16 protein-coding genes and 1 riboswitch are annotated in these 13,265 nt (G+C 53.2%); of the genes, 12 read left to right on the top strand and 4 right to left on the bottom strand.

The window, feature by feature from the left end:
* Positions 1-89: 89 nt before the first annotated feature.
* Both ACUVOF_RS01560 and brnA read left to right on the top strand, forming a co-directional pair.
* A complete protein-coding gene (locus ACUVOF_RS01560; protein WP_447042690.1) occupies positions 90-353 on the top strand; it encodes a BrnT family toxin in 264 nt (87 codons plus the stop codon).
* Positions 343-612, top strand: a complete 270-nt coding sequence (brnA, locus tag ACUVOF_RS01555; protein WP_447042689.1) for a type II toxin-antitoxin system BrnA family antitoxin — start codon at positions 343-345, stop codon at positions 610-612. Before ACUVOF_RS01560 ends, brnA begins: the two co-directional genes overlap by 11 nt.
* 153 nt (positions 613-765) lie before the next feature.
* Here the strand turns inward: brnA and ACUVOF_RS01550 are convergent, their stop codons facing one another.
* Entirely contained in the window at positions 766-1,689 is a 924-nt protein-coding gene (locus ACUVOF_RS01550) for a LysR family transcriptional regulator (protein WP_447042688.1), read from the bottom strand.
* A 109-nt stretch (positions 1,690-1,798) separates the two neighbouring features.
* Here ACUVOF_RS01550 and ACUVOF_RS01545 point away from each other — a divergent pair, with 109 nt between their 5' ends.
* Positions 1,799-3,013 carry an MFS transporter gene (locus ACUVOF_RS01545; protein WP_447042687.1) on the top strand — a complete coding sequence of 405 codons (1,215 nt, stop codon included), beginning with the start codon at positions 1,799-1,801 and terminating at the stop codon, positions 3,011-3,013.
* 5 nt (positions 3,014-3,018) lie between these two features.
* Entirely contained in the window at positions 3,019-4,050 is a 1,032-nt protein-coding gene (locus tag ACUVOF_RS01540; RefSeq protein WP_447042686.1) for an aldo/keto reductase, read from the top strand.
* Between the two features lie 209 nt (positions 4,051-4,259).
* On the opposite strand, the gene ACUVOF_RS01535 is transcribed toward ACUVOF_RS01540, so the two are convergent.
* Complete coding sequence (locus ACUVOF_RS01535) at positions 4,260-4,499, bottom strand: hypothetical protein (RefSeq protein ID WP_447042685.1); 240 nt, start codon at positions 4,497-4,499, stop codon at positions 4,260-4,262.
* A gap of 118 nt (positions 4,500-4,617) precedes the next feature.
* Here ACUVOF_RS01535 and ACUVOF_RS01530 point away from each other — a divergent pair, with 118 nt between their 5' ends.
* Positions 4,618-5,595, top strand: a complete 978-nt coding sequence (locus ACUVOF_RS01530; protein WP_447042684.1) for a LysR family transcriptional regulator — start codon at positions 4,618-4,620, stop codon at positions 5,593-5,595.
* Here the strand turns inward: ACUVOF_RS01530 and ACUVOF_RS01525 are convergent.
* Entirely contained in the window at positions 5,562-6,290 is a 729-nt protein-coding gene (locus ACUVOF_RS01525) for an NADP-dependent oxidoreductase (protein WP_447042683.1), read from the bottom strand. The genes ACUVOF_RS01530 and ACUVOF_RS01525 overlap by 34 nt on opposite strands.
* Before the next feature lie 55 nt (positions 6,291-6,345).
* Between ACUVOF_RS01525 and ACUVOF_RS01520 the strand changes: the two genes are divergently transcribed.
* The 5 genes from ACUVOF_RS01520 to ACUVOF_RS01500 all read left to right on the top strand — a co-directional run bounded on the left by ACUVOF_RS01520 (position 6,346) and on the right by ACUVOF_RS01500 (position 9,529).
* Complete coding sequence (locus ACUVOF_RS01520) at positions 6,346-6,984, top strand: substrate binding domain-containing protein (protein ID WP_447042682.1); 639 nt, start codon at positions 6,346-6,348, stop codon at positions 6,982-6,984.
* A 316-nt stretch (positions 6,985-7,300) separates the two neighbouring features.
* A riboswitch (TPP riboswitch) is annotated at positions 7,301-7,459 on the bottom strand.
* Positions 7,460-7,661: 202 nt separating this feature from the next.
* Complete coding sequence (locus ACUVOF_RS01515) at positions 7,662-7,862, top strand: tautomerase family protein (protein ID WP_447042681.1); 201 nt, start codon at positions 7,662-7,664, stop codon at positions 7,860-7,862.
* An 88-nt stretch (positions 7,863-7,950) separates the two neighbouring features.
* Positions 7,951-8,463, top strand: coding sequence for a hypothetical protein (locus ACUVOF_RS01510; RefSeq protein ID WP_447042680.1), 513 nt, complete (start codon positions 7,951-7,953; stop codon positions 8,461-8,463).
* 51 nt (positions 8,464-8,514) lie between these two features.
* The gene (locus tag ACUVOF_RS01505; protein ID WP_447042679.1) at positions 8,515-8,880 is read left to right on the top strand and encodes a cupin domain-containing protein; all 366 of its coding nucleotides are present in this window, start codon (positions 8,515-8,517) and stop codon (positions 8,878-8,880) included.
* Positions 8,881-9,148: 268 nt separating this feature from the next.
* Positions 9,149-9,529, top strand: coding sequence for an Ltp family lipoprotein (locus tag ACUVOF_RS01500; RefSeq protein WP_447042678.1), 381 nt, complete (start codon positions 9,149-9,151; stop codon positions 9,527-9,529).
* Between the two features lie 168 nt (positions 9,530-9,697).
* On the opposite strand, the gene ACUVOF_RS01495 is transcribed toward ACUVOF_RS01500, so the two are convergent.
* A complete protein-coding gene (locus ACUVOF_RS01495; RefSeq protein WP_447042677.1) occupies positions 9,698-10,702 on the bottom strand; it encodes a LacI family DNA-binding transcriptional regulator in 1,005 nt (334 codons plus the stop codon).
* 269 nt (positions 10,703-10,971) lie between these two features.
* On the opposite strand from ACUVOF_RS01495, the gene ACUVOF_RS01490 reads away from it, so the two are divergent.
* Complete coding sequence (locus ACUVOF_RS01490) at positions 10,972-11,889, top strand: dihydrodipicolinate synthase family protein (protein ID WP_447042676.1); 918 nt, start codon at positions 10,972-10,974, stop codon at positions 11,887-11,889.
* A 102-nt stretch (positions 11,890-11,991) separates the two neighbouring features.
* Complete coding sequence (locus ACUVOF_RS01485; RefSeq protein WP_447042675.1) at positions 11,992-13,263, top strand: Nramp family divalent metal transporter; 1,272 nt, start codon at positions 11,992-11,994, stop codon at positions 13,261-13,263.
* Positions 13,264-13,265 lie beyond the last annotated feature (2 nt).

The raw sequence follows: 13,265 nt of genomic DNA, 5'->3' as shown, positions 1-13,265 counted from the left end.
CATTTCAAAGCCGCTCCTGCTGCAGGCTTTAGCCGTTACACAACCCTTCTCACCTTGCGGCTTGAGTAAAAAAGGCATAATTTATACTCATGGATGACTTTGAATTCGACGACACCAAAAGCAAGGCCAATCAGGATAAGCACGGTATTGATTTCGTGGCTGCTCAAACGCTATGGAAAGATCCGTACCTGCTTGAAATTCAGGCTAAATCAGAAGACGAACAAAGGTTCTTACTGATTGGTAAGATTGGAGAAAAGCACTGGTCGGCTGTCGTCACATACAGGGAAGGTCGTATCCGTCTGATTTCAGTCAGGCGTTCTCGCAAGAAGGAGGTTGAGCTTTATGAAAGCTAAAGATTTCGATAAAAAATTTGAGGAAGGTCAGGAAGATATCATTGATGACCTTGATCTTTCTTCGGCTCGCCGCGTCAATCAAGAACAAAAGCGAATCAACGTCGACTTTCCGGCTTGGGTGGTAGATTCGTTGGATCGTGAGGCAGCGCGTATAGGCGTTACCCGCCAATCGATCATCAAGGTGTGGTTGGTGGAGCGACTTCAAGCAGAGTCCGCTAACAAACCGCTCAATAGTGACCCCGCAGGCAGCGCACATTAGCGGTGTGTTAGCCGTCGAACCGGTAGTCCAATGACTGGAAGACCTCGCCATCTTGACGTGGCGTGGAGCGTGGCGCAGCGGTAATTGATAGCGTCCTGGAGACGACGACAGCGCAGATCGATGGATCCATCTCGATCTAGATGTAATTGACGCTTACTGATCTTCCCGCCGCAACGCCCAGACAGGATGTTCAGCGAGCCGCTCTTCCAAAAACGCCGCAAACGCCCGTACTCGAGGTGGCACCAACTGACGCTGTGGCATCACCGCGTAGATGCCGGTTTCCGTTAACCGGTAATCCGGCAATACCACGCTCAACTGACCGCTGCACAGGTATTGGTGGATATGCCACACCGAGTGCTGTGCGATGCCCAAGCCGCCGAGTACCGCCTCAGTGAGCATTTCTCCCTGATTGCTGCGTATGCGACCGCCTACCTGTACTGCCTCGCTCTGCCCTTGTTTGTCGGTGAGATGCCAGATGTCCTGCCGACGCCGATTGCTGGAAAGCACCAGGCATTGGTAATCAATCAGGTCGCTGGGGCGTTGTGGGCTGCCGTGGCGGGCTAAGTAGCTGGGAGAGGCGCACAGCACCCGCTCGTCGTCGGCCAGTCGCCGGGCCACCAGGCTGGAATCTTCCAGAATGCCGATACGAATGCCCAGGTCATAGCCCTCGCCGACCAGATCGACCACTTGATCCGTCAGGCTGACATCCAGGTTCAAGCGGGGGTAGCGGTTAAGGAACTCGGGTAACAGCGGTGAAATGTACTGACGCCCGAAGGAGTGGGGTAGGGTGACGCGCAGGGTGCCGGTGACGTTGTCGGCGCTGCCGCGTAGATTCTGGGTGAGTGTTTCCAGACCCTCCACCAGATCACGACCCTGTTCCGCCAGCGCCAGCCCCTCGGGGGTGGGATGAAGGCGTCGGGTTGTGCGGTGCAGCAGCCGTACATTGAGGCCCTTTTCCAACCGCTGCAGACGCTGGCTGGCCACGGCCACCGAGAGGTCAAGGCTGCGGGCGGCGGCGCTGATCGTGCCCAGATCCACCACGCGAAGAAAGAGGGCGATATCGCTCAGGCGATCCATGATGGCCTCATTATCAATAAAAACTTGAAAGTCATTACATATCCTAAAGGTATCAAGGAGGGTGATGCGGGTCTAGCATTCGTCTCATCATTCCCTGATGGACGTTTTGATGATGACTTCGCCCTCTTCGCGCCCGATCCCCTGGGCGCTCTACGCTTTGACCATTGGTGCCTTCGGCATCGGCACCACCGAGTTCGTAATCATGGGCGTGCTGGAGCAAGTGGCCGCTGATCTGGATGTCAGTATCCGCCAAGCGGGTCTGCTGATCTCTGGCTATGCCCTGGGTGTGTTCGTGGGCGCGCCGCTGCTCACCATTGCGAGTGCCCGCTGGCCTCGCAAGAAGGTATTGGTGGCGTTGATGGTTATTTTTACCCTCGGCAACCTGGCCTGCGCGCTGGCGCCGAACTACTCGATGCTGATGGTTGCCCGGGTGGTGACTTCCCTAGCACACGGCACTTTTTTCGGCGTCGGTTCGGTGGTTGCCACCGGCCTGGTGGCGCCGGACAAACGGGCCAGTGCTATCGCCACGATGTTCACCGGCCTGACCGTGGCGACGCTACTGGGCGTGCCCGCTGGCGCTTGGCTGGGGCACGAATATGGCTGGCGCACCACCTTCTGGGCAATTACCGGCGTGGGCGTACTGGCGACCCTGGTGATCGCCCTTATGGTGCCTCGTGAAAGCGGTGACGGAGAGGCATTGGGTTGGCGCAAGAGTCTAGCGTCGATCGGTCGACCCACAGTGTTGCTGGGACTGCTGATGACAGCGCTTGGCATCGCCGGGGTGTTCACCGTGTTTACCTATATCCAGCCGATGCTGACCGGCATCGCCGGTTTCTCCCAGGAGGCGGTGTCGCTGATTCTGCTGGTATTCGGCGTCGGCATGATCGTCGGTAACCTGCTCGGCGGGCGTCTCGCGGATCGGGGGCTGGCACCGGCCCTGATAATCACATTGGCAGTTCTGGCGGCGGTGCTGGGTCTGTTTCCTTTTGCGCTCGACTATCAGTGGACAACGGTGGTCTTCGTCGGCCTGCTGGGCATGGCCGGTTTCGCTACGGTGGCGCCCTTGCAACTGTGGGTACTTAACCGGGCGGAGGGCGCGGCCAGCCTAGCGTCCAGCTTCAATATCGGTGCGTTCAATCTGGGCAATGCCATTGGTGCGGGCTTGGGCGGTGTGGTGATCGAGCGCAGTGGCAGCTTTACCGCCGTGCCTGGCGCCGCCGCACTGGTTGCTCTTACCGGGCTGGCGGTGGCCGTTTGGGCCATCAAACGTGAGCATGGCGAGTCCCTTGAACCCGCCCCGGCAATTTACTGCGAACAGGAGTGAGTGTGATGGAATATCGTTATCTAGGGCGATCTGGTTTCAAGGTGCCTGCATTGGGTTTTGGGGCCGGCACTTTTGGTGGCAAGGGGCCGCTGTTCAGTGCCTGGGGCAATACCGACGTGGAGCAAGCGAAGCGGCTGATCGATATATGTCTAGACGCTGGAGTCAATCTGTTCGACTCCGCTGATGTTTATTCCGACGGAGCCTCGGAAGCGATCCTTGGTGCGGCGATCAAAGGCCGTCGTGACCGGGTGATCGTGTCCACGAAGCTGTCACTACGCAGCGGGGAGGACGCCAATGACGTGGGTAGCTCTCGACACCACTTGATCCGCGCCACCGAGCGCGCACTAAAAAGGCTGGGAACCGATTATATCGATGTGTTGCAACTACATCACTTCGATGCCATGACCCCGGTGGAGGACGTGATGTCGGCGCTGGATGATCTGGTGCGGGCTGGCAAGGTGCGCTACCTGGGGGCGTCCAATTTCTCTGGTTGGCAGTTGATGAAGTCCCAGAGCGTTGCCGAGCGTTATGGCTATGCGCGCTTCGTGGCGAACCAGACGTATTACTCCCTGGTGGGCAGGGATTACGAGTGGGAACTGATGCCGCTGGGGCAGGATCAAGGCCTGGGCGCTCTGGTGTGGAGCCCGCTGGGCTGGGGCCGCCTAACCGGTAAGATTCGGCGCGGCCAACCACTGCCCGCCGGGAGCCGTCTTCACGAGACCGAAGGATTCGCGCCACCGGTACCGAACGAAAGACTGTACCGAGTACTGGACGTGCTATTCGAGATCGCTGACGAAGTCGGCAAGAGCGTGCCTCAGGTAGCGATTAACTGGTTGCTGCGCCGTCCGACGGTGTCATCGGTTCTGATGGGGGCCAGGGACGAAACCCAGTTGCGGCAGAACCTCGGTGCGGTTGGCTGGTGCCTTGATGAGTCTCAGGTTGCACGGTTAGACGTGGCGAGCGCGGTGACACCGCCGTATCCCTATTATCCCTATTGGAACGGCCAGTTTGCTGAGCGTAATCCACCACCGGTATGACTGATATTCACGGAAATTGAGAAAGGGGGTGCTCCGGCGCCCTGCCCGAGTATTGATGTGCCATTAATGCTTTGGTGTTTCAAAAAAATAATGTTTGGGGGGCTTTAAGAGCCTAGTCAGCGTAGTCACAGCGATGGCCTCTCATTGTGGCCCAGCTCCATGGCTAAACTACGCGTGTTAGTCGCATTGGAATTCGCTCAAGCGGTGACTCATCGCCGACGCCATAGCTTTTCAATACGTCGTATCATTGCCTGGATTAGCTGTCGCCGAGCTTCGTGCTGATCCAGCCGCACACGCTCAAGATCAATGCCTCCCCGCCCATCGCGATATCTGGAAGGGATGCTTTCCTTGAGCGAGTCGTCGGCACTTCCTTTTGGCATGTCATCGTTATCGCTGCGGGGTAACGAGACGCGGATTTGAAAGTTCTGCTCTTTTCTTGAGTTCAGCATGTTCCTGACCTCCATTGCGTCATTCCTTGTGACGGGATAATTACGTGGTCTCATAGGTTCAGGTTCATGCTAGTCTTGTTCTAAACTGCAAGGTATTCCATAAAAGTGAGTATTAACTTTGCAAAAACGAACAAGCGAAGATCTCCGGCCACCCTCTGCCATTTCACAGAAAACAAGGAGCCATCTTGCTTGGAATGACTTTGAAGTCGTCCTGGCAATCGCGACCGCAGGCTCTTTGTCTGGTGCTTCACGCGCTCTGGGCGTCAGTCACGCCACGGTTTTCCGACGGCTGGGTGATATCGAACAGCGCCTGGGTGTCTCTCTTTTTGAAAGAAGCCGAACCGGCTACCGGCCAACGCTTGCTGGAGAAGAACTCGCCAGCACCGCCAGAATAATGGACGAAGCAGCCTTGGCCGCCGAACGTAAAGTCGCCGGGCGCGACTTGGCGCCGAGAGGGGAAATCTGGGTCACCACAACGGATTCCTTGTTGATGGGGCTGCTTTCTCCTCTGTTCACGCAGTTTCAGCATACATATCCAGGCATTCTGCTGGATGTCGCCGTCTCCAACCAGTTGTTCAATCTGACGCGCAGAGAAGCGGACGTAGCTATCCGTCCGTCCAACGCTCCGCCTGAAAATTTGATTGGGCGGCCGCTGACGGCTATTGGGCAGGCGGTCTACGGACATCGAAGCCTCAATCTGACTCCGGGGGCTTCCATCGAGGCCCTGGCTAGCCAACCCTGGATTGGTGCCGGACCGCGATTGCAAGATTCAGCTCTTGACCAGTGGATGGGCAATAACGCGCTGAAAGCGGCCTGCGTCTACCGTGTCGATACTCTGGTCAATATACTCAGCGCTGTTCGCTGCGGTATGGGGTTGGCCGTTCTGCCCTGCTATCTTGCTGCCGAAGACCCAGACGTTATCCAGCTCACTGATCCCATCCCCGAGCTGGAATACGGATTATGGTTTCTGATGCACCCGGATCTACGAGGCGTAGTGAGGATTCATGCCCTGATGGATTTTCTAACAGAAGTGGTTCGCGCTCAGAAACAACGCTTGGCCGGTTACTGTTTAATGACAAGCACAACCTTACCTTGAACGCCGCCTTGCATAGCTCTCTGATGCGCAGCTGATGCTTCTGCCAACGAATAGGTACTGTCGATCACGATCCGGATGGTATGGTCGTCAAGCAAGCGACCGGCCTGCGCCAGCAGCATTCCGTTTGAGTGCACTTGTAGAGAGGAAACCGTAATTCCGAGCCTGTCGGCTTCATCTTTGCCAGAAAAGCCCAAAGGGTTGACCAGAAAGAGCGAGCCGCCTGGTTTAATAATGCTGAGTAAGCGTTCCATGTTAGGTCCACCCACAGCGTTAAGCACCAGATCCACGTCAAGTGCGATCGTTTCGGCGGCTGTCTTGGTGTAATCAATGAAGTCGTCAGCACCCAGCTCGCGAAGCAGCCCTTCATGCTTGCCTGAGGCAACCGCGATCACACGCGCCCCTTTCCATTTGGCGACTTGAACCGCTAGATGCCCCACGCCACCGCCAGCCCCATTGATCAAGACGGTCTTGCCTTCGAGCGGGACAGGCACATGCCGAAATGCCTGGAATGGGTTGAGCCGGTCGTGGCCAAGGTCAACCAAAAATTGCCAGGCAGTAAGCAGTGACATCGGGGCGCCTGCTGCCTCGATATGAGAGATGCCCTTTGGCTTCAACGCTAGTTGGCTTTCAGGAACGCAGACATATTCGGCATAGGCGCCGCTGCCCGTCATCAGGTCTTCGGGGAAACGCACCATTGCAAAGACGTGGTCACCTACGCTGACCTTGAAAATATCGTCGCTTACGGCAGCAGTGAAGACTGCTCGTTCCGAGCCCGCAGGCACATTACGAATTGCGACATCACTTCCACTGGCTCTGCATCTGATTGCTCCTGCTATTACGGATTTTCGAACACGCTACCCGAAGGTAACGATCGACCTGCGGCTGAGCGACCACATCGTCGGTATGGTTGAAGAGAGCATTGATCTTGCAGTGCGGATCGGTGACCTTGCGGATTCGTCACTTTTGTCCAGGCGACTCTCACCTTACAGGCTCTCTTGCTACGCTTCGCCAGATTACCTGGCGAGGTATGGTGCTCCCGAGCATCCAGATGAACTGGTGGAGCAAGAAACGATCAATTTGCGCTACCAAAGTACGGGGCAAATGTTTCGCTGGCCGTTCCAGATCGGCGAGAAGGAGATCGAGATAGTGCCATCTTCCCCAGTCATCGTTGATTCAAGCGAAGCCGTCATAGCTGCTATGACGGCGAGTGCAGGCATCGGAATGGCTGCAAGTTTCATGGCTGTCCCGCGGGTTAGGCGAAAGGAACTGGTACCAATCCTGCCCGACTTCGACGTAGAGCGGCATAATATCGTTGCACTATGGCCGCAGAATCGTCGCACCAACCCTGCCGTACGCGCCTTTATCGATATGTTGATCGAAAGACTTTGAATACCTAACACTTGATACACACAAACCTCTGGAATCAGCGAACAGCAGTTTTACATCGTTTAGCATAACTGACATACATACAGCTCAATAGTGCTTGTGTTAAGTAGGACTTGGCAGTGCTTCCGACAGTGTTTCAGTGCTTCGCAACAGTCCAACATCGTGCTCAGTAAAGGCGCACGAATCTAGCTGGCAGGAGGTGATGAGATCAGTAAAGCGGTAGCCCATGATGCCTCCGGTGGTAATGATCCGGAAGGCAGGCGAATAAGATCGAGGAAATGGCGCGGAAAGGTGGCGTGCGATCGCGAGAGAGAGCTAGCCATGGCCATCGCTTGATCCCTACGCCGGTACCCGCGCCGCTCGTTATATGAGCAGCGCATTAGCCGGATCAGGTTCAGCGGAACCAGAGCGCTTGGCAGCAACATTGCTACGCCCTGCGCCATCTCAGCCGGATTCACCGGCACCCCATCAAGCTGTTCGTCGGTGGAGTGGAGGAGGCCGGTGGGGGAGATGCAAGGGGAGGTTGATACTGCCGAATTAGGCTTTGCTTGGTTGTGAGAGAGTGAAGTAGAGTCAAGATAGAGTTAATAGAACTTCAAAGGAAGAGCCGTCAGGTGTAATAAGCTTGCCCAGCGTGCTTCATTTAAACCTATATACCTTTGATTTTTTAGGAGAGCTATATGCCAATCGTAACCGTTCAGCAGTCTTCAGGCAGGTCTAAAGAGCAAAGTGAGCTCTTAGTGCAGCGGATAACCGAAGCATTTTCAGAAGCATATGGAACAAGCCTGAGGCAGTCACAATATTCTTGCAAGATTTTGACGACGAGCATTGGGCCAAATGTGGGAAGCTACATTCTGAGCGTTCCTGATGGGAGCGCCTAATCTAAGAAGCATTTATCCACCATGCTCCGCACATCGAAAAAAGTTGAATGGTTAGGCTTTATAACAGCGAGTTGGATGGAGAACGGAAATGTTTTTTCTCAATGACGTTAAACAGCATCCCGGCGTTGCCGTTGTGTTCTTTGTTGTTGGTTTCGTGGTTGGATTGGGTGTGTTCAAGTATGGTGCCGGGTTCTTCAACGCAGACGTAGTGCTTAAGGGAGCGTATGTATACAAATCAGAGCTTGAATCGTCGTACGTGCCATTGCAACGCTTCAGTGCTGCTACAGAGGAGATCAATAGCATAAAGTCAGAGAACGACTCTCTGCGTAGTGAGGTGGAGCGGCTCAGGTTGTCCCAGTCGGAGATGTCCACATCCGTGTGTCAGAGATTCGCCACGGAGGCGAACAACTTGATAATAGAGCAGCAGCGCGTTGAGTCTGATATACAGGCGCTCTTGTCGCCATACATGGGCTACTCCAAGAAATCTGAGGATCGACTGAACGCTGACCGTGCTCGAGTTCAAGAGTTTAGAGCTTACTCGGGGAATCTTAATGTTCAACTTGCACAGGTTCGCGGCGAAATATCAAAGTGCAATCGGTGAAATCTAATCTCATTGAGCAAGCGTAAGTGAGAATAAGGAAGGAGCCCTCTAATGCAATCAGACGTAGTTAATATGGCCGAAAAATTCAGTAAGTTTTCTGAGTGCTGGTCGCCACGCGTAGTCGCTGAAATGAACGACTATCAGGTCAAGCAGGCAAAGTTTCAGGGCGGTTTTGTTTGGCATGATCACAAGGATACGGACGAGGTTTTCCTGGTGATCAAGGGAAAAATGGGCATTGAGCTTCGGGATGATGTTGTTCACTTATCCGAAGGTGAAATGTATGTAGTTCCCAAAGGTGTTGGGCATAGGCCCTTCGCTGAAAGTGAATGCCATGTTCTCCTAATTGAGCCACGAGGCGTCGTTAATACCGGAGACACAGGCGATGAGTTTCAGGCGAAGAATGATGTCTGGGTATAGGCCTTATCGCTATTGACCTTGGCTTCCCGCCGAATAATTTCACCGGACCAGGATTGCTCAACAGAATCGTCATGGGGGCTGTCGAGGCTCATTTTGAGCTATCGAGCCAGCGCAGCGCGTTCCGACTTAGAGAGAGACGAGATCTGAGAGCTCCGGTTCAATAGAGTTTGTGCCGGATTGCTTGGTGGTGCTGGCGTTGGGCTCTTGCTGGCGCGCCGTGAGTAAACTAAAGGTACGGGCCACACGATTAACAAATGGAAAAATGACAATGAAAATCTTGAAATTAGCGATGATTGTTGCCTTGTTTGCTGCCACGCCTACATGGGCGGAAAACCTTACAGGGCCCCAGAATAATGCCGTGAGATCTGCGAACCTGTATCTCAGTATGCAGGGCTTTTCCCAGAGCGGACTTATTCAGCAGCTCTCATCAGACTTTGGCGATGGTTATGAGGTTGCTGACGCTACCGCAGCTGTGGATAGTCTCGATATTGATTGGAACAAGCAAGCAGTGAAGTCTGCGAAGCAGTACCTCAATATGATGGGCTTCTCTTGCCAAGGTCTTATTGAGCAACTTTCATCCAGTGCAGGCGATGGGTACACCGAGAGCCAAGCCACCTACGGGGCACGACAAGCGGGTGCTTGCGAATAACCAATAGAGAGTCCGCACAAAATGCTCAAGGATCGACGCGCGGCCAAACGTAACGTTAAATCAGTAGTGATACCAGAGTTTTACTAATGAATAGCCCTCAGCAATAATTTAAATTAGCATTGGGAGGGCTCTCAGAATAATGACTTAATACTGCGTATTCATTATTTTTTATATATGTCGGACTGATGATGATCTTGGGATCAAGCTAGGCATAGCCACTCTATTGATCGACGAGCCAGAGTGTTTATCGCTTAGCAGTAAGTCGACAGCCTGTTGTGCAATATAGTCAAAAGGTATGTATACAGACGTGAGCGGCACTGGAAGGCGACTGGCAAGAGGGATATCATTATATCCGACTAATGAAAGCGTTTTGCCCACCTCAATGCCAAGTCTATGTGCAGCAGCCATCACGCCAATAGCGAGGTTATCGTTGACTGCAAAAATGGCTGTTGGCCTCTCATCCTGTGAGAGCAGAGCCAGCCCTGCTTCCTCGCCAGCTTCGATTCCATAGCCTGACTCGATAATCCATGGCTCACGCACAGGAATCCCTGATTCGCTCATTGCTTTGCGAAAGCCTTTTTGTCGATCGCGAGCGCTAGAGGTAAAGCTAGGCCCTGCAACAAGGCCAATGTCACGGTGCCCCAGGTCGATGAGGTGCCGCGTAGCAAGGTATCCACCTTGAATATCGTCACCCAAGGCAGAAGGGCTTTTACCATCGGTACGAAGCACCAATGAGTGAGGAACTCCCCTGTCACGCAGTTGAGATGGCAACTGGTCATCAAGTCGGCTGGTAGCCAAAATTAGGCCATCCACACGTCGATTAAGAAGCAATTCAACCGCTTGACGCTCACTTTCAGGATCGTCACCACTGGTTGCTACGATAGCGAAATAGTGACGTTCTTGAGCAACTTTAGAGATCGCTTCGTAGATAAGAGCCATGACTGTATCGCTCAGTCGGGGCACCAGTACACCGATAGTGCCTGTACCACCTCGCCTTAAGCTGGAGGCAAGAATGTCACGCTTATAGCCGAGTTCTTCCGCCATTTTTTTAACCCGTTGAGCGGCTGGGCTATTGGTAGGCGGAAGGCGCTCATCAAGAACGCGAGAGACTGTAGACGTGCTGACGCCCGCGGCTTTGGCAACGTCTTGCATAGTTATAGGCTTACCGTTCATGAATATATTATTCCATGACGTGAGGTGGCTTACTGAACCTCTGTGGTGGCTCGCATAAACAGGCATTTAGGCGAACCATTCTATCGGTTTTACAGCGATCTTATAAGCGATATGACGCTAACCCCACTGATTTACTATTAGTTTGCTTTCCGTAGCCACACATCATTTGTGAGTCGTAGACTAACGTCTAATTTTCGATGTGGTGTATTTGGTGAAAGGATTGCAATCGTTCCCAGGAACGATAACACGACCATACAAGAGGAATCATCATGTCTCTCGATCTCCGAGGTTTGACCCCCGCACCGGTTACCCCCTTCACTCGCGATGGCGAGGTTGATTTTGCAGCAATCAAGAAGCTTGGCTCTTGGTTGGGCGGCATCGACGGCGTTAAAGGTCTCGTTGTTCTTGGCCACGCTGGTGAGGGTACATTCATGACCTCTGACGAGCAGACGCGCGTTATTGAGGCATTTGTTGAATCGGTAAAAGGTGAGATCCCGATTATTGCGGGCATCACTCGCGAAGGCGACTATGTTGCAGCCGAAGAAGCAAAGCGTGCTGTCGAGGCGGGCGCATCTGCTGGTCTAGTCTACCCATCTCATGGCTGGCTAAGGTTTGGTTATCAGGAAGGAGCGCCTCAAGAGCGCTATCGCCGCATTCATGAGGAAAGTGGGCTACCGCTGATTCTTTTCCAGTATCCGGACAACACGAAAGCCACTTACAACCTCCAGACGCAGCTTGATATTGCGGCTCAACCTGGTGTGTTTGCGATGAAAAATGGTGTTCGCAATATGAAGCGCTGGGATACTGAAATTCCTGTCATTCGCGCTGAGCACCCGGATCTACAAATTCTGACCTGTCATGATGAGTACCTGCTTCACACCATGTTTGATGTCGATGGTGCGCTAGTTGGCTATGGCAGTATTGCACCGGAGCCTCTGATCGAACTGATCAAAGCAGGAAAAGCCAAGAATTATGCCAAGGCACGCGAATTGCATGATCGCCTCCTTCCAGTTACCAAGAATGTCTATCACCGTGGTTCGCATATGGAAGGGACTGTGGCTCTAAAATGGGCACTGGTAGCCCGGGGTATTCTTGATCACGCTACTGTGCGCTCTCCGCTTCGTCCGCTAGCCGAAGGCGCAGATCGTGAAATTGCTGCTGCTATGAAACAAGCCGGGTTAGCCTAACCGGGATTGACGAATCCTTAGGCGCTGGGCGTCCCCGAACGGTGATGCCAATTAAGCATCACCGTAATGCATCCTAAATAATAAATTTAATAGGAGCGTAGGATGAGTATGAATACCAAACATGATTCAAGGCCATTTCCCCCTGCGACAAACAACGATCAATCTCGGTTCTATCTGACGTTGCCACAAATGCTTGCGTTAATGGGGCCTGCGTTTGTTGCTGGCGCTTGGCGTTTCGGACCCGGTGCGCTGACATCCGCTGTTCAGGCAGGCAGCCAATATGGCTACATGCTGCTTTGGGTAATCCTTGTGTCTGCAGTGCTAATGTTTGTGTTTAACGATATGGCCGTTCGGCTGGGGCTTGCGTCAGGCGACTCTATTATCAAAGTAACTAAGCATAAGCTTGGTCGTCCAGTCGGGGTAATGGCTGGTTTAGGTGTGTTCTCTATCACTTTGATGTTTGCTGTAGGCAATGCCGTTGGCTCTGGTTTAGCGCTAAGCCTGCTTTTAGGAGGTTCGGTAGTAGGCTGGACGCTCGCTAGCACAGTAGCGGTAAGTTTATTAATAGCCATGCGTAATACTTATAAGGCGATGGAGCGCTTGTTGGTCGCTTTGATTGGGCTTATGTCAGTAGGTTTTTTAGCATCAACCATACTGAGTGACCCAGATTGGGCCGCTGCTGCGCAAGGCCTTATACCCAAATTTCCTGCTGAAGCTAGCGTTCTTTTAATTGCTTTGATCGGTACAAATTTCTCAATTAATTCAGCGTTTTATACTGGCTATGCCATCCATGAAAGAAAGCTGAACCGGCAGCACTACCGAGCCATTACGTTAATGGACACTCTGCCGGGAAATGTGGCTACCGCATTTATGGCAATGCTCATCATCATTGTAGCCTCAGCGGTACTTCACTCCACTGGTACTGTTGCTACGACTTTCCCACAGCTGGCAAGCGTATTGGAGCCACTGGCTGGAAAGGTGGGTGCGGTACTGTTCAGCCTTGGGTTCTTTGCCGCAGCCTTCTCATCAATGGCGGCAAATGCTTCCGCAGGAGGAACTCTATTAGCTGATGCTTTGGGCTGGAACAGCAGTTTATCCGGATGGAGAGTCAAGCCGCTTGTATATGGGGTGTTGGCTTGGGGAGCTACGGTTGCTGTGGTGGCGAAAGGTTCTCCCATTGAGCTAATTATCATCGCTCAAGCCTTAACCGTTCTAGTGGCACCTTTTTTGGGAATTATTCTTTTTCTTTTGACAAGACGTGAAGATGTGATGGGGGACCTAAAAAATGGCCCTTTGCAAACCACGCTTGCTCTACTGGGTTTGGTGACCATTTTCGCAATGTCTTCTCAGCTTGTCTTTAGGCTCCTGAGTTAAGT

Source organism: Vreelandella sp. H-I2 (assembly GCF_052959335.1).
This window is presented reverse-complemented; position numbering and strand designations above follow the sequence as displayed.